We start from the raw sequence: 21,052 nt of genomic DNA, 5'->3' as shown, positions 1-21,052 counted from the left end.
AGGCGGTCCATCATGGATATCAACTTGGCGGTGTGTCCGGAATCCTGCGTGATGTTCTCGCTGGCCGCTATTGTCCTGCTTGTGCTTTCCACGCGCAGGAGCGACTACTTCCGCCCGGCGGTTCTCTATTTTCTGGTCCAGATGGTGATGCTTGGGGTTGCCTACCTCAAGCTTGTCCCGGCCATGACCGATTTCAGGTATACGACATGGCTCGTGTGGGGTGGCGGCATGGCTGCCTTTATCGGGGGCGCCGTCCTTGCGGAGATGGCATGGGTGTCGAAAGGCGGCGCGCGCATGCCCGAGACGCTGTCGCTGCAGGGGAAGTATAGCTGGCCCACGCATTTCTGTTTAAGCTTCCTTGCCTTTGCCTATTTCTTCATAGGCGTGGCCGGCGTTGTCTCTGTCGCGGGAAACCTCGTGCTCCTGACGGGCAACCCTTCGTTCTGGCTTTCCGGGGATAGCCCGGCGCTCAAGTACGCGGACTATTTTACATCGGGCGCCATGGTGGTCGGGCTTTTCGGTGTTGCTTCGTTCAAGTCGATAAACCCGGTGCGGTGGGTCCGCTATGCGTCCAGGGGAATGGTGGCTTTCACGATTGTGCTTAGTTTCTTGACATTCCCGAGCCGCGGCATCAACATGCTCTGTATCGGCTTCATCTTCTTGCTGTATAACTATCTGCACAGGCGGTTTTCGTGGAAGCTAATCATGCTCGCGGTCGCCTTCGTCCTGGTCTTCTTTGTGGCCGTGGCGTCCCTGAAGGGGCAATATGGTGGCTCGTCGACGGACGACCTCATGAATAACGGGATGGTCAAGACGGTGGCGTTGCTCCCGTACATGTACGTGGCGAACAACTATTGGAATCTCGACTATGCGTTCAACAAGCCGGTCGATGCCGCGGAACATGAGTGGACCTACGGCATCGACGCCTTCTACGGCATGACGCACCTGTTGCAGATAGGGGACGGCCTGCAGCAGAGTTTCGGCTGGGATACACCCTTCAACGAGAGCGTGGTCAAGATCAAGAGCCTGAACACGATTCCCTACCTGTGGGATGCCTACAAGGATTTCGGCCTGGTCGGGCTGTTCTTTTTGCCGTTCTTCTTCGGAATCTTTTTCTCGTGGAACTACCGCTACATGGCTACGGCCAAGACTCCCATGCCTGTCCTGTTCATGTGCATGTTTATGATGTGGATTATCCTCTGGAACTTCACGACGGGATACAAGCAAAGCATGTACTGGGTCTGGGGATTCTTCTTTGCGCTGGTGTGCCTGCTTAGCAGGGGGCGTGGCGTGCTACCAGCGAAGAGTTCCCTTGCGGATGTAGTAGCACAGGAGAATGACGGTGATGACGACGTCGCCGGTCAGCGCGAATAGCGGGATGTAACGGTTCGCGAGGAACGCTCCCGCGAGCGAGCATGCGACGACGTTTGTTGCCCCTGCCGCACTCACGATGATGGCGTAGGTCCATGTCGCCTTATTCTTGAGCAGGGTGGATATCATGGAGAGTCTCGCTGCCTGGAAAAGGAGTGAGAAGGAAAGTATTTTCAGGATCGACGCGCTGCATTCGAGTGAATCGGGAGTCCAGTGGACGGCGAAGAAGAGGAACTGCAGGAACTGGCGGGGGAACAGCCACAGCGGCGAGGAACAGGCGGCGATGAATGCCGTGAATATGGCGATTTCCTTGACATGGACGAACTTGTCGTTGGACATGTGCTGGGCGACCAGGTTCGACGAAATGAAGTGGACCATGATTCCCGAACAGAGGACGAGTATCTTGTGGCCGAAGTTGTATGAACTCAGAAATTCTGCAGATGCGAATTTGTCTGCAACATAGAGGCCGACGGGCAGGTAGGCGCATGTGGCGAAACTCGAGATCGCGTAGGGGGCTGCGGCTTTGAACATCAGCTTGAAGAAGAGGAAGGTCCGCCTTGTCAGCCTGAGCAGCTTGCTGCTCAGGGCCTGCGTGACGCCGAAGGTGAACGCGGGCAGTGCTGCAAGCACCATGGCAAGCGCGACGAGTTCGATCTGTGAAACCTTGAAGTAGAGGAGCGCAACTCCCATGACGGCGGAATACGAAATCGAATGCAGCAGCTTGGAGATGAACAGCTTTTTCCAGAACTTGCCGCAGATGAAATACCAGTCGAAGAAGGCATGCTGGAAAACAAGCCCGAGGGTCAGAATGAGTTCGCCGTAGAAGATGGGGTGGTGGCGCCTGACCGTAATGGCGAAAATGACCATGGCGATCGCAGCCGCGACGGAACAGGCGATCCTGAGCTGGAAGATACTCTGGAATAGCCTCCCCTTCGTGGCCCGGTTCCCGAAGAAGGCGAGCACCAGGGTGCCCATGCCGAAATCCGCAATCGTGCAGAAGATGGAATAGTCCGTCTGCAGGACTCCGAAAAAGCCGTAGCCGGATGTCCCGAGGTTCCGTGCGATGAAGTTCTGGACAAGGAACGAGATTCCCTGAATCAGGAAGTTGGCGCACGCGATGAACACGCCAATCTTGATGCTTTTTAGAACGAGAGGCACACGATAAAGATAAAAAAAGAAATACTTGTCGGAGTAGGCCTGCGGCAGGCTTTTTTTATATATTTGACCTATGGGAAAACTGCAAGGTCAGAGCGCTTTTTTCGTTCCGGGGCCGCCGGCATTGCCCGGTGAAGCTCACAGGCCGATTGTAGATTTTTTGCTCCGTGAAACCCGCGGAAAGTCCGTCCTCGACATCGGCGGCGGTCGCGGGGCCTATTCCCTGGAACTCTCCAAGGCGGGCTACGATACCGTCGTTGCCGACATCAATTCCGAGTCCCTGAAGGTTGCCGAGGCGAACGGACTCTCGACGCGGCTTTTGCAGCCGGGCGAGAGCGTTGGCGAAGGCGTCGCGGATACGGTCATGCTGATCGAGGTCCTCGAACATGTTCCCGACCCGAAGGCGTTCCTCGGGTCTGCGATTGCGGCCGCCCGCAAACGGGTCGTTTTTACGCTCCCGTGTACGGATGATTTTGAGCTGCTGTTCGGTCTTGGGCTTTCGTATGCGCATGTCGCGGTCTCGGACCACCTTTGGCATTTTTCCAACGAAGAAATGAAATCCATGCTGGATTCTTTTGGAAAGCCCTACCGGCTGGAACTGGGCGACCCTTTGTTCCCTTCGCTCGCGCTGTCCCTGCTCGGTCGGTACCTGAAGGGCCCGTTGGGTTACGCGGTACGTTTCCCCTTGCGGGTCGCGAACAGGCTTGGCCTGGTTCCCAAGGCCATTCCTTCGCGTTTTTACGGCGTGATAGAAATCGGTTGATTCCGGTTGACAAAATCGCCCCTGGTGGCGATATATAGAGTGAATGGAGAATTTAGTTGGCTTTTTTTTTCTAACTTTGGGTGCTGAAACGCGAGAGTGGCGGAATTGGCAGACGCGCCAGACTTAGGATCTGGTACTTCGGTGTGTGGGTTCGACTCCCACCCCTCGCAGAATTTTACAAACCAAAACAAGCATATCGGAGTTTTGTATGCCCGTTGAAATCAAAGAAACAAGCGCTACCGTGCGCACCCTCGATGTCACCATTCCCGAATCCGACCTCGCTGCCCCCTTCGAGAAGAAGCTCGCGCAGTACAAGAAGCAGGTCGCCCTCAAGGGTTTCCGCCAGGGCATGGTTCCGAAGGCCATGGTCCTGAAGCAGTTCGGTGACGCCATCCGTCACGAAGTCGTGAACGAGACGGTCGACAAGGTCATTGGCGAAGAACTCAAGAAGGCTAACATCATTCCCGTGGGCCAGCTCAAGGTGACCGAGTTCAAGGAAGACAAGGAATCCGGCATCAAGATGACCGTCGAAGTCGAAATTGACCCGGAAATCGACATCAAGGGCTATGCCGATACCGGTATCACCGTTCCGGCTACCGCCGTGCATGAAGAAGAAGTCCAGGCCGAGTTCGACCGCCTTGTCCAGATGTGGAGCAAGGACGAACACGTGGACCGCGAGGCGAAGAACGGCGACGTCGTGGTGGGCAACTACATCGAAGTCGTTATCGACGGCGAGAAGCAGGAACTTCCGGAGAACAAGGAATTCCGCAGCCTCCTCGGCGAATCCGCTTCCCCGGGATTCGATGCGGGCCTCGTTGGCGTGAAGGCCGGCGACAAGAAGGAAATCAACTTCAAGTACCCGGATGACCACAAGGACGAACGCTACCGCGGCAAGACTGCCCAGTTCAACGTCGAGATTACCGACGTGCGCGAAATCGTGCCGCCGACCTTCGACGAGGAATTCTGCAAGCAGGTGGGCGTGAAGGACGTGGAAGAGCTCAAGAGCAACCTCGCCGAAAGCCTCAGCAACCAGAAGCAGGATGCCGCGAAGACGAAGGCCGTGAACGAGGCCATCGACAAGATTATCGAGGCGAACCCGTTCGAGGTGCCGAATGCACGCGTACGCGACCTCATCAAGTGGAGCCTCAACCGCAACGTGCAGGACGAGAAGGACGCCGTGGAACCCACCGAGGAACAGCTCAAGGAACTCGGCCCCGAGGCCATCCGCGAAATCAAGAAGCACCGCATCCTCGACTTCGTCGCCACGAAGGAAAAGCTCAAGGCAAGCCAGGCCAAGGTGGACGAACGCCTGCAGCAGATGGCGAATGCCTACCACATCGGCTTCGAAGATCTGAAGAACCATTTCCGCCAGAGCGGCAGAATCAACCAGCTGCGTGACGAACTCCGTGTCCAGATGGCAGCGGACTTCATCGTGGGTATCCGCCCTGCCGCCGAAGAATCCAAGTAAAAGAGGTTAGTTAATGATCATCCCTACCGTCATCGAGACCACCGGACGCGGTGAACGCGCCTACGATATCTACTCGCGCCTCCTCAAGGAACGCATCATCTTCTTGGGCACGCCCATCAACGACGAAGTGGCGAACAACGTCATGGCCCAGTTGATTTTCCTTGAATACGAGAACCCGGAGAAGGATATCACGCTGTATATCAACAGCCCCGGTGGTTACGTGTCGGCAGGGCTTGCCATTTACGATACCATGCAGCACGTGCGCCCGAATATCGCTACCATCTGCATCGGAAGCTGCGCCTCCATGGCTGCCGTGCTTCTCGCTGCGGGTACGAAGGGCAAGCGCTATGCGCTCCCGCATTCGCGCATCATGCTGCACCAGCCGTCGGGTGCCGCTACCGGCCAGTCGACTGACATCCAGATTACTGCGAAGGAAATCGTGCGCACAAAGGATACGCTTACCGAAATCGTCGCGAAGCACACGGGCAAGTCGATAGACGAGGTCCGCGCGAAGACCGACCGCGATTTCTACATGGGCCCCGATGAAGCGAAGGCCTTTGGCGTCATCGATGAAATCTTTGTTCCGCGTAAAGAGGGAATTTAATGTATCGTAGCGGGAAAAACCATCCTACTGTGACGTGTAGCTTTTGTGGCAAGCCCGCAGAACGCGTCGAGAAGATGATTACGGGCGCGGGCGTGCATATCTGCAGCGACTGCGTGACGATGTGCTACAGGATTATCGAGGAAGACCGCTCCCGCGCGATGCAGGAGAAGGCGGCTACCGAGGCTGCCGTGCAAAAGCCGCTTCCGCTCCCGACCGAAATCAAGGCGCACCTGGACGAGTTCGTCATTGGACAGGACCAGGCGAAGATGGCCCTTTCCGTTGCGGTCTACAACCATTACAAGCGCCTGCGCTACAGGCAGGCCCATGCGGATTCCAAGGATGATGTGGAAGTCGAAAAGTCGAACCTGCTCCTGGTGGGGCCTACCGGTTCGGGCAAGACGCTTTTGGCGCAGACGATGGCGCGCTTCCTCGATGTCCCCTTTACCATTGCAGACGCGACGGTACTCACCGAGGCGGGCTACGTGGGCGAGGATGTCGAAAACATCATCGTGCGCCTTTTGCAGGCCGCTGATTACGATGTGGCGAAGGCCGAACGCGGCATTATCTTCATCGACGAAATCGACAAGATTGCGCGCAAGACGGCGAACCCCTCCATCACCCGCGACGTGAGCGGTGAAGGCGTGCAGCAGGGCCTCCTGAAGATTTTGGAAGGTACCGTGGCGGCTGTGCCGCCGAAGGGCGGTCGCAAGCACCCGGAACAGGCCCTGGTGCAGGTGAACACGAGAAACATCCTGTTCATTTGCGGTGGCGCCTTCGAGACGCTCGACAAGATTATCGCCCAGCGCGTGAACAAGGGCGGCATGGGTTTCGGTGCGGACATCCGTAGCGAGAAGGACAATACGCTCAGCGAGCTGTTCAAGCAGCTCGAACCCGATGACCTTATCAAGTTCGGCCTCATTCCCGAAATCGTGGGCCGCTTGCCGATTGCTGTGGCGCTCGAGGAACTCGACGAGGCTGCCCTCCTGAATATTCTCACGCAGCCGAAGAACGCGCTTGTGAAGCAGTTCAAGAGCCTGTTCGCCATGGACGGGATTGAACTCGAATTTACCGACGAGGCGCTCAAGGAAATCGTGCACGAAACCATGACGCGCAAGACGGGGGCCCGCGGGCTCCGTTCCGTGATGGAGCGGACGCTGCAGAAGGCTATGTTTACGATGCCCGGTTCCGACGTGAAGAAGCTCGTGCTGACTGCCGAGATGGTGAAGAGCGGCCTGAGCTCCGTTGGTGTTGCGGTTTCCGGTGCAGCTAAGAAAACCCGCAAGAAGGCGTCTTAGCGCTATGAATTTTGATTTTTCGAAAACGTATCCGTTGCTCCCGCTTCGGGATGCCGTGGTGTTTCCGCATACGACCCGCCGTATTCTGGTGGGTCGCGAAATGTCGCTCCGTGCCTTGGAATTCGCGGAGAACCACAACAATGTGATTATCCTCGTTGCCCAGAAGGATGTGACGGCTGAAGAAATCCAGAATCCGATGCTCGACCTCTATTCGGTGGGCGTGATTGCGAACGTGAACGGCGTGACGCCTTTCCCGAACGGTTGCGTGAAGGCGGTGCTCGAAGGCGTGCAGATTATCGACCTGCGTTCCATCATGGTGCAGGACGGATTCTTGCATGCGACGGTTTCTCCGCGTCGGCAGCCCTTGAAGGAAAACGCGAAGACGGAATCCTTCGACGAGGTGCTCACGCGCTTCCGCGATTACGCGACAAAGAGGAATATCGCCGAGGGCATGGTCGATGCGTTCTTCGGCATGGAAAACCAGCTGGACGCCTATTACGGTATGATTCCGTTCTTGCAGGTGTCGCTTGCCGAGAAGCAGAGCTTTCTGGAGATAGCGACGCTCGACGAGATGTCGGCGAAGCTGCTTGCGCTGATGGACGTTTCCGAGGACAACGAGAACGTGCTCGTGCGCGTGCAGCAGAGCGTGCGCCAGAAGATGGCGCAACAGCAGAAGGAATGGTTTATCTCCGAACAGATCCGCCAGCTGCAGGATGAACTGGACGGTGATGGCGAAGGGGCCTCGGAACCCGAACAGCTCTTGAAGAAAATCAGGGCGAAGAACTTTACCCCGGCAATCGTGGAAAAGCTCGAGGACGAGATTTCTCGCATGAAGCTCATGCAGCCGACCTCGCCGGAATATGCGGTGAGCCGCAACTACCTCGACTGGTTTTTGAACCTGCCTTACGGCGTGTACACCGACACCGTCCTCAACATGAAAAAGGTGAAGGGCGAACTCGATTCCAAGCACTTCGGGCTCGACAAGGTGAAGGAACGCATCATGGAATACGTCGCGGTGCTGAAGCTTACCGGCACCGAACGCCGATCCCCGATTCTCTGCCTCGTCGGCCCTCCGGGCGTGGGCAAGACGACGCTCGTGGAATCGATTGCGAACGCCATGCAGCGTAACTTTGTCCGCATTACGCTTGGCGGCGTGCGTGACGAGGCCGAAATCCGCGGCCACCGCCGCACCTACATCGGGGCGATGCCCGGCCGCTTTATCCAGGCGCTGCGCCGTGCCAAGTGCATGAACCCGATTATTCTGCTCGACGAAATTGACAAGATGGCGAGCGACTTCCGCGGTGACCCCGCGAGCGCGATGCTCGAGGTGCTGGACCCGGAACAGAACCACGACTTTACCGACCACTTTATGGAAGTGGGCCTCGATCTGAGCCGCGTGCTGTTTATCGCGACGGCGAACAGCGAAGGCGAAATCCCCGAGGCGCTGCGCGACCGTCTTGAAATCGTGCGCCTGCCCGGATACTACCCGCACGAGAAGTTGCAGATTGCAAGCAAGTACCTGGTGCCGCGCATTTGCGAACGCACCGGCGTAAAACTCGGCGAGCAGGTTTCGTTTGACGATGCGATTATCAACCAGGTGATGCGCGGCTGGACCCGCGAGGCGGGCGTGCGCGAACTGGAACGCACCCTCGAGAGTGCGGTGCGCCACCGTGCGAAAGAAATCGTGATGGGCAAGAAGATCAAGCCCGCCGTTACCGAGAAGCAGTTGCAGGAATATCTCGGCGCCCCGAGATTCCTCGACAGCCAGCTGCCCGAACCGGGCCGCCCCGGCGTGGTGACGGGCCTTGCGTGGACGAGTGTGGGCGGCGAGATTCTCCCCATCGAGTGCATGCTCCTGAGCGGCAAGGGCCAGATTATCATGACCGGAAAGCTCGGCGACGTGATGAAGGAATCCGCCCAGATTGCGGTGAGCTTGGTGCGCGAACGCCTGCACCGCTTTGGCATCGACCCCGCGATTGTCAAGAAGACGGACATCCACATTCACGTGCCCGAAGGCGCCGTGCCGAAGGACGGGCCCTCCGCGGGTATCGCCCTTACGCTGTGCCTGCTCTCTGCGTTCACCAGGATTCCCGTACCGCCTGACGTCGCGTTTACCGGCGAGGTGAGCCTTACGGGCGCATGCCTTGCGATTGGCGGGCTTAACGAGAAGGCGCTTGCGGCTCTCCAGGCCGGCGTGAAGACGCTTCGCCTGCCTGCCCAGAACAAGAAGGACGTGGACGAACTCCCGGCACCCGCGAAGAAGGGCCTGAAGATCTATACGCACAAGCACATCGACGAAATCGTGAAGATTCTTTTCGTGCAGAAGAAGGCGAAGAAGTAAAAAACTGTAATGTCACCCTGGAGCGCGAAGCGCGATAGGTACATTTATTGTCCCCGGTGCGCTCCGGGGATTTTTTTGTATTTTGAATAAAGAATTTGACGGACAAATTATATGTCGAAAAATAAGCCACTATATACGCTTGAAAAAAGAGATGTTCTCTTTTTTGTGATTGCAGAAACTGTTCTTTTTCTTTTGCCGACAATTTTAACTGTGGCAGCGATTGCTTTGGGTTTTTATGTAGATTATGGTACGGGTCCGGATAAACGGGCGTGGATTCTTTCTGCAGTGTTTTGGCCTTTTATTCCATTCGCTTTGTGCGCCCCTTTTGTGTGCGTCTATAGAAAACTTTGGCGCACGCCGCATGATTTCTTTACCATTGCCAAGATTTCGTTTGTTCCGTTTATTCCAGGATGGCTGTATATATTGGGCTGCGCTATTTGGTTGTCTATCAAGTGGGAATGGGAAATGGTGGGGATTCTTGGTTTACCGTCCTTTATTTTCTTGGCTTGCTATCTCATTGTTTTACTGGGCCTTTTTCTTGCTAGACGGTAACTCGTTTTATATATTTGTGCGTTGAAAATAGAGGCGTAACATGGAATTCACTCTCGAAGAAATGCGTGGGCACCTTGCAGCTCTCGAAGCAAGGATTGGTGAAGCCTGCAAGATTGCGGGCCGTAGCCGTGAATCGGTCAAGCTTGTTTGGGTGAGCAAGTTCCACCCGGCAGAAGCCGTGGAAAATGCAATTAGTTTGGGTGCGACCGACTTCGGCGAGAACCGCGTGCAGGAGGCCGAACTCAAGTTCTCTGCGCCGCGCATGGCACTCAATGGCGAACGTGTGCGTTGCCACGTGATTGGCCCCGTGCAGAGCAACAAGCTCAAGAAGGCGGCCATCGTCGCCGATTGCATCCATTCCATCGCGAGCATCGAGGCGGTGGAAAAGCTGGAACGCGTCTGCGCGGCACTCCCCGGCAACGGCGCCGGCGCATCTCAGGGCAAAATCCTTGATATACTCTTCCAGGTGAACGCCGGTGAAGAAGAGACGAAGAGCGGGCTCGACGTGCACGAGGCCGAGGCATTCTTGAACGACCTTGCCGCAAAGGCGGGCGCCGCTTCCGACGGCAAGAGCGAAAACTTCCCGCACCTGCGTTTCCGCGGGCTCATGACCATCGGGAAGAACACGGGTGTCGCCGAAGACAGCCGCGAATGTTTCGCGTTCCTCCGCAGCCTTCAACAGAAATTCCTGGCACGTGGCGGTGCGTTTGCCCACTTCGATCAGCTTTCGATGGGCATGACTGGCGACCTGGAAGTCGCGATTGAAGAAGGCTCCACGATGATTCGCGTGGGCACGGCCCTCTTCGGCGAGCGCGATTACTCCAAACCGGTGAACGACCCGGCGTAGACTTCGGATTATATCGGATATTTGTCTTTGGCAGCTTCGAGTTCGGCGCTGGTCTTTTCCCAGTCTTCGTAAAGCTGGTCGACTTTCTTCTTGTTGTCGTCCATGTCCTTGGCGATGGCGGTGATGGCGTTCCCGTCGCCGCTTTCCGAGGCGGTCACGAGTTTCGCTTCGAGTTCGCCGCCGAGGGCTTCGGCCTTCGCGATATCTTCTTCGATTTTCGCGAGTTTCTTTTCGAGGGGCTTTATGACCTTGCTGCGCTCGGCGATATAGTCGGCACGCGCCTTGCGGTCTTCCTTGGCGCGCGGGGCTGCCGAGGGTGCGTCCGTTTTCACGTCGATGTTCGAAACCTTGATGTTCGCGGATTCACCGGCGGGAACAAGGAAATCTACCAGGGAGGCCTGCATTACCACTACACCTACTGGGACGAGGACAAGGGCGACTCGATTTCGCTTTCGATGAACGGCGTGATTGAGGATAGGGTGGGCCCGATACTCATGAGCGCCATCGTGACTCCGGGTACGGACAAGCTCACGACGCTTACGCTGTTGCTGAGCGAAGGGACGCTCGACACGAATCTCGCTGCGGCCGACATGTTCAGTTTCAAGATATGGCGTATGGGTGCGGAGGCATCTACGCAACTGATTTCATCCAGTATTTCCAGGGTGCAGAATGGCGTACGTTACGATCTCCATTTTTATGGAGGTGAAGATGCGGTGGTTCCTGCGGTGGGCGATTCCGTGCGGCTTATGTCGGGCGTGTTGCGCGATCTGAACGGCAACGTGCCGCATTTTGAAAACCCGTGGGTGAGAATTGTTGGCGGGCAGCGCCTGCTGGTGGAAGATGCGGGTCTGGTGACCCTCACGGAAGAACGTGCGCTCGAAACACTTGCCTGGCAGGAAGGCGTGAAGCCCGTAGTTGTTGACCCGGAGATGTCGCTGAAGGATGCCATCGAGCAGCACGGGCTCCCGGGCCAGCTGCTGAATTACGACATGCAGGAACTGGCGCTCACAGCGGGTGATTCCGTGTCAATCGATTCCATACGTATTGTGTGGGAGGTGAGTTACTTCTCGAGCCTCGGGCAGTTCGTGAACCGGGCGAAGGGCTCCGTGGCGTGTTCCGATGAGGATATCTTTGGCGGGGACTGTCGGAAAAATCCGGGCAAGGTGTTCCTCGCGTGGAATGCACGTAGCGACAAGGGAAGGCTCGTGGGTACGGGAGCGTACATCTCGAAACTCGAATGGAAGGTGATGGCTGGCCCCGAGAAGGTGGGCAGTCGCGATGACACGTTTACGCTGGGCGTGAAGCGTTCTAAATAGCGTTAGTTGTAACTTTTTGTTTACGAGATAACAAAAAGTATCATTTTTACGTGATTCTGCTTATTGCAAGAATTGGGGTTCTTGACTTTAGCCCCTTTTCAGTATAAGTTTATAATAATGTTATATAATTATTAAAAAAGGAAGGTCTGGCATGAAAAAGGAACTTCATGTGTTTTTCCTATTTACTCTGATAGCTTTCTTTGCCTCGGTGGCAAATGCCGGGCAGGTGAATTTGCAGACTAGTCCGGAGACTGGCGGAAAGTATATCAATATGCCAGAATCCGATTATGACACCCTGATCCTTCAGGGTGCAACATCATTCACCGTATATGACGACGGTGGAGAGTATGGAAGCTATAACAATGATGAGGATGGATATCTAGTCTTGATCGTGCCGGAAGGCCTGTCGTTTGTTGTATCCGGAACTGTGAATACGGAAGAAGGTTATGATTATTTAAAGATATATAAAAACGAGGTGTCGGAGAGCGGGGAGGAAGGTGAATACCTTTTGGGTAAAATGTCGGGAGAGGGTATAGACGTTTCGATTACTAGTGCGGAACGTACCATGATACTTTATTTTCATTCGGATGGGAGTCAAGTACGTTCTGGTCTTGAGTTGAATGTTTCTGTAGGTAATGCCTCGACATCACATGCAGTGGAGTTGAATACCGCGGAAGGAGGGATTGTTACTAGCGACAAGGAAACTGCGACCTTTGGCGAAGAAGTGACTCTGACTCTGGCCCCGAGCGGTAGTAACTTGATAAAGGGCGTATCGGTTGTTGATGCCAGTGGAAACATTGTGAAGACCTCCGAAATCAACTGGTACTCTGGTACTAATACGGCAAAGTTTATTATGCCTGGTAGTAAAGTAACGGTAACGCCTCAGTTTGTGGGGCGTATTTCTGCCGCTGACGGAGCCTTTGTCAATATGCCTGTTTCGGGAACGAAAAATATCATTATTCCGGCAGGAGTTTCATCGTTTAAGATTTATGATGACGGTGGCAAGAATGGAGATTATAGTAATGATGCGGATGGATATCTTGTATTGACGGCACCAGAGGGACATATATTGCAAATCTCGGGAAAATTAAATACGGAACCGAAATGTGATTACTTCAGCATCTATAATGGTGACTTGGATGATAATGAGTTTGTGGCATCTCTGGATGGTGTAAATGTTGATGTCTCTACTAGTAGTACGGGACGATCAATGGTGCTTTATTTTAATTCGGATGGAAGTGAAACATATTCTGGCCTCGAATTAACTGTGTCCGTTGTTGACTTCTCGGCATCGCATGCGGTGGTGCTGAATCAGGCGGGTGGAGGTACCGTTGCTAGCGACAAAACTGAAGCAATGTTTGGCGATGAAGTAACATTGACTTTGACACCCGACGAAAACAAATTTATTGGTGGCGTTTCTGTTGTTGACGAGAATGGATCCCCTGTTAGCGTTTCCGAAATCAAATGGTATTCTGATGATAGGACTGTAAAATTTACGATGCCTGGAAGCGGTGTTACGGTAACGCCAACGTTTGTTAATAACATTACAGCGGAGGGTGGAGCGTATATCAATATGTCTTATGATGAGACAAGGGAAATAACTATTCCCGCAGGCGTTGCTTCGTTCAATGTCTATGACGATGGTGGTAAAAATGGGGATTATAGCGATGGTGCCAATGGTTCTATTATCCTGACTGTGCCGGATGGTTTTTCGTTCTTGATTACGGGGACGGTGAATACGGAAGGTGGTTACGACGGAATAAAGATTTATGAAGGTGTTCCGAATAATTATGAATCTTTAGAGGATTATAGCGGTGAAAATATTGACGTTTCTTTTGCCAGCGCGGCACGCACGATAACGCTTACATTCTATTCGGATGATGGTAGCACACGTTCTGGTATTGATTTGAAGGTGTCCTTGGTGAACTACACCACAGAGCATAATATTGTTGTTGCTAATGTATCGGGAGGAACGGTTACCTCGGATAAGGCCTCCGCAACAATCGGAGAAACAGTTTCTTTGAACGTTGATTTGTCTGAAGATTCTTGGTTGAATCGACTTAATGTTGTAGACGAAAATGGCAATGATGTTGTTGTTGAAGGCGGTACCTGGTACACGAACAATTCGGCTACATTTACAATGCCTTATGCTGACGTTACGGTTACTCCCGATTATGCGACGGCGCGCTCTGCCGAGGGGGGGCTTTATGTCAACATGCCTAAGAACGGCAAGCAGTATATAACGATTCCGGATGGAGTAACATCGTTCAAGGTGTATGACGATGGAGGCAAGGATGGCAATTTCAGTAAAGGAATAGAGGGAATCCTTGAACTGACTGCACCAGAAGGGAAAATCCTTCAAGTAACGGGTTATGAACGGTCATATAGCGATGGAAAGGATTGGAGCGGCTCTCTTTCCATTTACGAGGGCGATGAAGATGGTTCTGCCTACTTGGAATATTGGGGCAATTCGGAAGGGGCCGAGATTGAGCCTGTTTCCAGCATAGGAAATGTTTTGACGTTAAAGTTTGGAACGAGTAATGACGGTGTCGCTGAAGGCCTTGACTTGACAGTTTCTGTCCTCGACGAACCTCCTGCGCTTACGATAACGTACTCCCCGTCAGTGGGTGGTACACTGGATGTTCAGACCTCTGCTCAGTATCGAGAAACCGTACAGATGAGTGCGACTCCGGAACAAGGTTATCTTTTGAGTCGGGTAGATGTTTATGAGACAGAAGGCCATAATTCCGTTGCGGTCAGTGGCGGGCTCTGGTATTCGAATAATCAGGCCAGCTTTGTTATGCCGAACAAGGATGTAACAGTTAGTCCGGTGTTTACAAATAACTTCTCTGTGGAAGGAGGACTCTATGTTGTTATGCCGACGGATGGAAGTAGAATTGATGTAAATATCCCGAGTAAAGTCACATCGTTCAAAATTTATCGTGATAATTTTAACGATTATTATGGTCGTGGGACATTAGAATTGCAAGCCCCAGATGGGTATGTTATGCAGGTGAGTGGGTTGTCGGACGAACTTGCTAATGTTTTTAGGATTGAAGGGAAAAATGAATATGGCGGTAAATGCCTGTGGGGTTATTGCGGTACAGATAAGGATGTCGTAGTCAGTCAGACCTCTAGTATTGAATTGGAATATGATTCTGACGATGCCAGTTACAACCTTGATTTGACAGTGACTCTCATAGATGCTAGTACGCCGCACGAAGTGAAAATTGCGGAAGACATTACTGGAGGAACAGTTCAAAGTGATAAGGCTTCTGCTGTTGTTCAGGAATACGTCTACCTGCAGACGACCCCTGAAGAAGGCAAGATTCTGTTGTCTATGGATGTAATTGACTCTATAGGCAATTCTGTAGAAGTTGATGGTGGCTTATGGTATTCTGGCAATCAGGCATCGTTCGAAATGCCGGCCATGTACGTTACCGTTTCTCCGACATTTACGGGCAACTTTAATGACCTATCTATAAACATGCCTATCGAAGATCAGGAAATAGCGGCATATATTCCGGCCAATGTTACCTCGTTCAAGGTCTATGATGATGGCGGTGCGAGTGGCGAATATACGAAGTCCAGCGGAATCAATAGCCTAGTGATGCATGCGCCTGAGGGATTTGTTTTCCGCGTGACGGGTACCGTGTCTACGGGGTCGGACAATGATTATCTGCGTATTATTGACGGAGAGCGTTCTGGAGACATTCTTTTGAGTAGCTTGAGCGGATACGATAAAGATGTTGGAACTTATTATAGTTCGGGTCAAGTGATGACATTGATGTTCAATACCGGCAATAGTGGGACTGCGTTTGATGGCTTAGACTTGACTGTAGAACTTGTGGATGCCTCTATAGAGCATGCAATAGCGCTTACCTATAATAACCTAAGGGGAACCGTTTCTTCGGATAAGTCAACTGCGGCTACGGGTGAAACTGTTACATTGACTGCGGTTCCAAGGAGCGACTATTTGCTAAAGGAAATCCGCGTTACGGATGCAAATGGAAATTCTAAGAAGGTGACCGGCGGTACATGGGCGACATCGAATACGGCAACATTTACGATGCCTTATTCGGATGTTAGTGCGGAGGCTATCTTTACAGATAACTGGACCTCGTCTGTGCTGTTTGTCAATATGCCTGCGTCGGGGGATATGACCGTAGATATACCTGAAGGTGTATCCTCGTTCAAGGTCTATGATGATGGTGGATTGAATGCGAGCAGTGTCTTGGGTGCGGATGGACATCTTGTATTGAGGGCGCCCATTGGGTATAGATTGCAGGCTTTGGGTTCAATAACTGGTCGTTATATGGCAATAGCGAGATTGTCTATTCACGATGGCGATGCTTCTGCATCTGTAATTAGTGAGGTTAATTCTGAATATATGGGCGGAACGAAGAATGTCGCGACTGTGACGAGTTCTGGAAATGTGATGACTCTAGATTTTTCATGTAACCCTATGATGGGGAAGGATTTTGGAAATCCGGCCGATATGCAGCTGGTGGTGACGCTTGTTGCGGCTGAGGCGCACGAAGTTGCTTTGGGTGAGTATACAGGCGGAACGGCTTCTATCGACAAGGCGACAGCTTATCCTGGTGAAACGGTGACATTGACGGCTCATTCGGCGACGGGCTACATCCTTACCGGAGTCAATGTCGTGGACTCGGAAAATAGTCCTGTAAAGACGAGCGAGCCAACGTGGGATGCGGATAACACCGTAACATTTGTCATGCCGAACAATGCTGTTACGGTGATGCCCCAGTTTACGAATAACTTGACTGCCGAAGGTGGGCTTTATATCAGGATGCCGTCTGGTGGAAATGCGATGCAGTTTACTGTGCCCGAAGGGGTGACATCGTTCAAACTCTATGCAGCCGATGTGGATGAATATCATTGCACAAGCGATTATAGTGATAATATCATTGAACTTGCTTCTACTGACGGAAGTGGATTCTTGATTGCGGGAAGTATTTCTTCGGATTCGCACTTGAATATCCATGACGGACAGATAGAATGGACGGAATATCCTCCGCAGGATAGATACTATTGGGGCTATCAGTCAACAGATATAGGGCAGTATCAGAGTACCGGCGACACGGTAACGATATCCTACAACCGCTGTGAAGGTCTTGATTTGACAGTGACGGTTGGTGGTGTTGCTACAAAGTATACGGTAGCTGTTGCAGAAGCTGTTGGCGGGACTGTTTCTAGTAGCAAGGACGAAGCCCTCGCTGGACAAACCGTTAATCTCGAAATACGTCACGATGCAACCCACATTTTGGAAGGCATCCGAGTTGAGGATACTGATGGCAATTCCGTTGTAGAGCTTGGAGCGACATGGTACAATTACGGTAATCCGTCGTTTACCATGCCTTCGACCAATATTACGGTTATCCCGGCATTTACGGATAAGCTTACTGCAGAGGATGGCTTGTTTATCAATATGCCAAGCAACGAATGGAATGACTTGTATGCATCAATTCCTGGTAATGTCAAGTCGTTCAAGATATACGATGATGGTGGTAGTGATGGCAATTATACTACGTCTGCTAATGGAAGGATTTCTATGCATGCTCCCGGTGGATACGTCTTTAAATTGACTGGCTCTATGACCGCAACAGCGACGGGTCGTCTTTTAATTGATGTTGAAAATAATGGAGATTATACTAATCATGAGATAACGAGTACGGGAGAAGGCCTCGCAACTGATGTTGGTGCCATTATGGGCGATAACATGGAAATAAGGTTCCGGGGATGCGATAATGACAAGGAGTGCTATTATAGCGCCTCGACATACTCCGGTCTCGACTTGACTGTGACGCTTGTGAAGTCTGTCCACTATGCTGCAATTTCTGTTGAAGTAAACGAAGATGGAGATACGGTAGCTACTGTTAATGGAATGTATAATGGCTATGATGGTGTATATGTTCCTGAGGAAATATCTGTTGATACGCTTATCTTCAATCGAGAATTTACCACTAGCGGCTATTCCACTATCGTGTTGCCCGTTGACATCAATGGGTCGAGTATTGATGGTTTGAGGCAGGTATTGAAATTTGACGGCATGGGCGTCGATGGAAATGGCAAGAAGAAGGTTCAGATGAGGGCGGTCTGGTGCCAGAATGACGTCAATGAGGTTTGTTCGTCGCTTTCCGGAAACCTGACGGCGTACACACCGTACATAATTCAGCTTGCTGACAATACACTCACATTCCATGGTAAGCAAAAACTCTTGCCGACGGAAACTCCGGAAACCCGCGTGGGTGACTGGGTATTCCGTGGCGCGCTCGAAAGGCGTGAGTGGTATGACGGTGACGGCGAGGTTGGCAAGGTATATGGGTATGCTGCGGGTAATGCTACCGGCGTTTCTGCAGGAGACTTCGTAAAGTTTACCAATGGTGCATGGATCCGCCCGATGCGTGCCTACCTCATCAATGAGCCGCTTGATCGGAGCTTCGCAAGAGGACTTAACAAGAATGCCAAGGTTAGTGTTGCAGACGAGGACCTTCCCGAAAAGATTGAAGTCGAAATCATCTACGAAAGGGAGGATGGCAGTGAAGAGACTACCGTTATTGGGCATTTCAATACCCGCACGGGAGAGTTTATATTGAATCGCCCGGCGCGCACATTCGACCTTAAGGGCCGTAATGTGAATGGGACGCCCAAGGCGAAGGGAATGTACATAAGGAAGTAGAGGTTATAACTATGGATAACGCAATGGAACAGAAAAAAGAATACACCGCTCCGGAAATGAACGTTGTAGAACTAAAACAGAAACGCCCCATTTTGCAGGAAGCTAGCGATCCGTCTGGTTATGGAAACGAGGCTGGGTAAATAAGCGTTTCTTGAGTTAATTGCTTATATCGGGTACTTGTCCTTCGCGGCTTCGAGTTCGGCGCTAGTCCGTTCCCATTCCGCGTAGAGGCTGTCGACAAGGTTCTTGTTGTCGTCCATGTCTTTGGCGATGGCGGTGATGGCGTTCCCGTCGCCGCTTTCCGAGGCGGTCACGAGCTTTGCCTCGAGTTCGCCGCCGAGGGCTTCGGCTTTCGCGATATCTTCCTCGATTTTTGCAAGTTTCTTTTCGAGCGGCTTGATGACCTTGCTGCGTTCGGCGATGTAGTCGGCGCGGGCCTTGCGGTCTTCCTTGGCGCGGGGTGCGGCATTCTCCGAGTCGCCCATCACGTCGATGTTCGATACCTTGATGTTCGCGGAGTTTGCACCGCCGGGCTTCTTTTCGGATGCCCAGCCCACCTTCTCGAGGAAGTCGGCGTACGTGCCTTCGAATATGCGGCAGGTTCCGCCGTCGAACACCACGAGCCTTGTGGCGAACGCGTGCAGGAGTTCCTCGTCGTGGGTCACCACCAGCGCTGTGCCTTCGTAGTCTTCGAGCGCGTCGATGAGGCTCTCGATGCTTTCCATGTCGAGGTGGTTCGTGGGTTCGTCGAGCAGTAGCATGTTGCAGGGGCTTGCGAGAATCTTCCCGAGGAGCACGCGGCTCCTTTCGCCACCGGAGAGCACCTTCACCTTCTTGAGCGCGTTGTCGCCACTGAACATCATGAGGCCTGCAAGCCCGCGGGCGCGGCTCTTCTGCGATACTTCTTCAATCGCCGATGCAATTTCTTCTTCGACGGTGTTGTCGAGGTTCAGACGGTTGATATTCGTCTGTCCGAAATAGTTTATCTGTAGGTTCGGGTTGTAGCTGATTTCGCCTGCGGTTGGCTGCAGTTCCTTTGCTATCAGATTTAAAAGCGTCGTTTTACCGCGGCCGTTCGGGCCGATGACTGCGATGCGGTCGCCCTTGAATACTTCCATCGTCAAGTCGGTGATGAGCTCGGGACCCATTCCCTGCACGGTGCCGTCTTCGCCCTTGTTCGGGTACGCGAACGAGAGTCCCTTAATCTGCAGCATCCTCTTGCCGGGGAAACCTGCCTCGGTAAAGCTGAATTCCAGATTGCGTTCGTGCGTGAGGCGCTCGCCCGTGGCAAGCTTTGCGGCGGCCTTGATCTTGGACTGCACCATCGCGGCTTTCGCGGCCTTGTAGCGGAAACGCTCGATAACCTTCTCGAGCTGTTCCTTCTTTTTCGCCTCGTTTTCTTGCGTGCGTTGCGCGACTTCCTCTTCTTCGGCCACCGTCTCGCGGAGCTTTTCTACGGTGCCCTTCACCTTGCGAATCTTATGGCGGAAAATCCCGGCGGTGTGCGTGCAGACCTCGTCCATAAAGTGGTGGTCGTGCGTAATCAGGAGCACTTCGCCCTTCCAGCTACGCAGAAAACGGCTGAGCCAGCGCATCGACACGATGTCGAGGTAGTTTGTCGGTTCGTCGAGCAATAGCATGTCGGGCTCGCTCGCCAAGACCTTCGCGAGGTTCAGGCGAATCTGGAAACCGCCCGAGAGGAGCGAGGGGCTCTTGTGCATGGATTCTTCGTCGAATCCGAGACCGAACAAAATCGCTTCTACCTTGTGTTCTTCCAGCCAGCCGTCTTCATTGGGCTTCAAGACACTGCAGGCCTCCTCGTGCACGGTCGCGTGCGTGAAGTTCAGGTGCTGCTGCAGGTAGCCCAGCGTGTATTTCTTGGGAATGTCGATGGAACCGCCGTCAAGGCATTCCTGCCCGAGAATCATCTTGAACAGCGTGGACTTGCCGCAACCGTTACGGCCTACGAGCCCTACGCGCTCATGGTCGCCCACGAGCAGGCTTGCGCCATCGAGCAAAACTTGCACGCCGAATGATTTGGAGACGTTCTGAATCTGGATCACGGGAGCAAATTTAGAAAAAACCGCCTGCCGTGCCAAATTCCGCACAAAATTACGAAACTTACGAAAAGTGTTGACGAATGTTTTTTTTTTCTTACATTAAAAAGTAAGAAGATTCTAACCCCTAAAAAAGGAGATAGCATGACTATCAAAAAATGGACATACGCAGTTGGCTTCACGGCGGGATTGGCGCTTGTGGCCTGTTCAGGTGAAAACGGTACGGACGGTGCTCCGGGTGCAGACGGGGCCGATGGCACGAGCTGCGTTGCCGAGGCGCTCGAGGATGGTTCCGGCTTCGACATGATTTGCGGAGGCAAGAGTGTCGGTACCGTGAAGAACGGCGAAGACGGTGCTAACGGTAAAGATGGTACCAACGGCAAGAACGGAGCCGATGGTAAAAATGGCACCAATGGTACGAACGGCACCGACGGTAAGGATGGAACTTCTTGTGTTGTGAAGCCTTTCGATGGCGGTTTCAAGGTGCTTTGCGCCGGCGACTCCGTAGGCGTGCTCGTGAATGGCGTTGATGGCACTAATGGTAAGGATGGTACCAATGGAACGGACGGCACCAACGGTACAA

Annotated in this window: 14 protein-coding genes, 1 tRNA gene and 1 pseudogene; 13 read left to right on the top strand and 3 right to left on the bottom strand. The window is 53.0% G+C overall.

Going from position 1 to position 21,052, the window contains the following annotated elements; genetic code table 11:
- Positions 1-12: 12 nt before the first annotated feature.
- A complete protein-coding gene (locus B2952_RS13990) occupies positions 13-1,374 on the top strand; it encodes an O-antigen polymerase (RefSeq protein WP_290735858.1) in 1,362 nt (453 codons plus the stop codon).
- On the opposite strand, the gene B2952_RS13985 is transcribed toward B2952_RS13990, so the two are convergent.
- On the bottom strand, positions 1,294-2,529 hold the full coding sequence (locus tag B2952_RS13985) for an oligosaccharide flippase family protein (protein ID WP_290735860.1): 1,236 nt from the start codon (positions 2,527-2,529) through the stop codon (positions 1,294-1,296). The genes B2952_RS13990 and B2952_RS13985 overlap by 81 nt on opposite strands.
- 70 nt (positions 2,530-2,599) lie before the next feature.
- Here B2952_RS13985 and B2952_RS13980 point away from each other — a divergent pair, with 70 nt between their 5' ends.
- From B2952_RS13980 to B2952_RS13945, 8 genes are all read left to right on the top strand, one after another.
- Complete coding sequence (locus tag B2952_RS13980) at positions 2,600-3,289, top strand: class I SAM-dependent methyltransferase (protein ID WP_173382640.1); 690 nt, start codon at positions 2,600-2,602, stop codon at positions 3,287-3,289.
- Between the two features lie 90 nt (positions 3,290-3,379).
- Positions 3,380-3,459: transfer RNA gene (locus B2952_RS13975), tRNA-Leu, on the top strand.
- 38 nt (positions 3,460-3,497) lie between these two features.
- Positions 3,498-4,757, top strand: a complete 1,260-nt coding sequence (tig, locus tag B2952_RS13970; protein WP_173366176.1) for a trigger factor — start codon at positions 3,498-3,500, stop codon at positions 4,755-4,757.
- Between the two features lie 13 nt (positions 4,758-4,770).
- Positions 4,771-5,361, top strand: coding sequence for an ATP-dependent Clp protease proteolytic subunit (locus B2952_RS13965; RefSeq protein WP_173366177.1), 591 nt, complete (start codon positions 4,771-4,773; stop codon positions 5,359-5,361).
- Positions 5,361-6,656 (top strand): ATP-dependent Clp protease ATP-binding subunit ClpX, encoded by a 1,296-nt coding sequence (clpX, locus tag B2952_RS13960; protein ID WP_173366178.1) that lies wholly within the window; start codon positions 5,361-5,363, stop codon positions 6,654-6,656. Before B2952_RS13965 ends, clpX begins: the two co-directional genes overlap by 1 nt.
- A gap of 4 nt (positions 6,657-6,660) precedes the next feature.
- Positions 6,661-8,997 carry an endopeptidase La gene (gene lon / locus B2952_RS13955; RefSeq protein ID WP_290730400.1) on the top strand — a complete coding sequence of 779 codons (2,337 nt, stop codon included), beginning with the start codon at positions 6,661-6,663 and terminating at the stop codon, positions 8,995-8,997.
- A 111-nt stretch (positions 8,998-9,108) separates the two neighbouring features.
- The gene (locus tag B2952_RS13950; protein ID WP_290735862.1) at positions 9,109-9,549 is read left to right on the top strand and encodes a hypothetical protein; all 441 of its coding nucleotides are present in this window, start codon (positions 9,109-9,111) and stop codon (positions 9,547-9,549) included.
- A gap of 40 nt (positions 9,550-9,589) precedes the next feature.
- Positions 9,590-10,396: a YggS family pyridoxal phosphate-dependent enzyme gene (locus B2952_RS13945; RefSeq protein WP_290735864.1), complete on the top strand. Its 807-nt coding sequence runs from the start codon at positions 9,590-9,592 to the stop codon at positions 10,394-10,396.
- 8 nt (positions 10,397-10,404) lie between these two features.
- Here the strand turns inward: B2952_RS13945 and B2952_RS13940 are convergent, their stop codons facing one another.
- Positions 10,405-10,800 carry an ABC transporter C-terminal domain-containing protein gene (locus B2952_RS13940; RefSeq protein ID WP_290730408.1) on the bottom strand — a complete coding sequence of 132 codons (396 nt, stop codon included), beginning with the start codon at positions 10,798-10,800 and terminating at the stop codon, positions 10,405-10,407.
- 51 nt (positions 10,801-10,851) lie between these two features.
- Here B2952_RS13940 and B2952_RS13935 point away from each other — a divergent pair, with 51 nt between their 5' ends.
- The 3 genes from B2952_RS13935 (at position 10,852) to B2952_RS13925 (ending at position 18,552) form a co-directional block, all read left to right on the top strand.
- The gene (locus B2952_RS13935) at positions 10,852-11,712 is read left to right on the top strand and encodes a hypothetical protein (RefSeq protein WP_290735866.1); all 861 of its coding nucleotides are present in this window, start codon (positions 10,852-10,854) and stop codon (positions 11,710-11,712) included.
- Between the two features lie 151 nt (positions 11,713-11,863).
- On the top strand, positions 11,864-18,412 hold the full coding sequence (locus B2952_RS13930; RefSeq protein ID WP_290735868.1) for an InlB B-repeat-containing protein: 6,549 nt from the start codon (positions 11,864-11,866) through the stop codon (positions 18,410-18,412).
- 11 nt (positions 18,413-18,423) lie between these two features.
- The gene (locus B2952_RS13925) at positions 18,424-18,552 is read left to right on the top strand and encodes a hypothetical protein (protein ID WP_290730417.1); all 129 of its coding nucleotides are present in this window, start codon (positions 18,424-18,426) and stop codon (positions 18,550-18,552) included.
- Positions 18,553-18,576: 24 nt separating this feature from the next.
- Here B2952_RS13925 and B2952_RS13920 read toward each other — a convergent pair whose 3' ends face one another.
- The gene (locus tag B2952_RS13920) at positions 18,577-20,475 is read right to left on the bottom strand and encodes an ABC-F family ATP-binding cassette domain-containing protein (protein ID WP_290735871.1); all 1,899 of its coding nucleotides are present in this window, start codon (positions 20,473-20,475) and stop codon (positions 18,577-18,579) included.
- 138 nt (positions 20,476-20,613) lie between these two features.
- Between B2952_RS13920 and B2952_RS13915 the strand changes: the two are divergent.
- A pseudogene (locus tag B2952_RS13915) lies at positions 20,614-21,052 on the top strand (hypothetical protein); the annotation flags it as partial.

Origin of the sequence: Fibrobacter sp. UBA7003 (assembly GCA_002449765.1) — a bacterium.
GTDB lineage: Bacteria > Fibrobacterota > Fibrobacteria > Fibrobacterales > Fibrobacteraceae > Fibrobacter.
This window is presented reverse-complemented; position numbering and strand designations above follow the sequence as displayed.

Bases quoted from the DNA above. Each gene is read 5' to 3' on its own strand.
- B2952_RS13990 (WP_290735858.1), top strand. From the start codon at position 13: ATGGATATCAACTTGGCGGTGTGTCCGGAATCCTGCGTGATGTTCTCG.
- B2952_RS13980 (WP_173382640.1), top strand. From the start codon at position 2,600: ATGGGAAAACTGCAAGGTCAGAGCGCTTTTTTCGTTCCGGGGCCGCCG.
- tig (WP_173366176.1), top strand. From the start codon at position 3,498: ATGCCCGTTGAAATCAAAGAAACAAGCGCTACCGTGCGCACCCTCGAT.
- B2952_RS13965 (WP_173366177.1), top strand. From the start codon at position 4,771: ATGATCATCCCTACCGTCATCGAGACCACCGGACGCGGTGAACGCGCC.
- clpX (WP_173366178.1), top strand. From the start codon at position 5,361: ATGTATCGTAGCGGGAAAAACCATCCTACTGTGACGTGTAGCTTTTGT.
- lon (WP_290730400.1), top strand. From the start codon at position 6,661: ATGAATTTTGATTTTTCGAAAACGTATCCGTTGCTCCCGCTTCGGGAT.
- B2952_RS13950 (WP_290735862.1), top strand. From the start codon at position 9,109: ATGTCGAAAAATAAGCCACTATATACGCTTGAAAAAAGAGATGTTCTC.
- B2952_RS13945 (WP_290735864.1), top strand. From the start codon at position 9,590: ATGGAATTCACTCTCGAAGAAATGCGTGGGCACCTTGCAGCTCTCGAA.
- B2952_RS13940 (WP_290730408.1), bottom strand. From the start codon at position 10,800: ATGCAGGCCTCCCTGGTAGATTTCCTTGTTCCCGCCGGTGAATCCGCG.
- B2952_RS13935 (WP_290735866.1), top strand. From the start codon at position 10,852: ATGAACGGCGTGATTGAGGATAGGGTGGGCCCGATACTCATGAGCGCC.
- B2952_RS13930 (WP_290735868.1), top strand. From the start codon at position 11,864: ATGAAAAAGGAACTTCATGTGTTTTTCCTATTTACTCTGATAGCTTTC.
- B2952_RS13925 (WP_290730417.1), top strand. From the start codon at position 18,424: ATGGATAACGCAATGGAACAGAAAAAAGAATACACCGCTCCGGAAATG.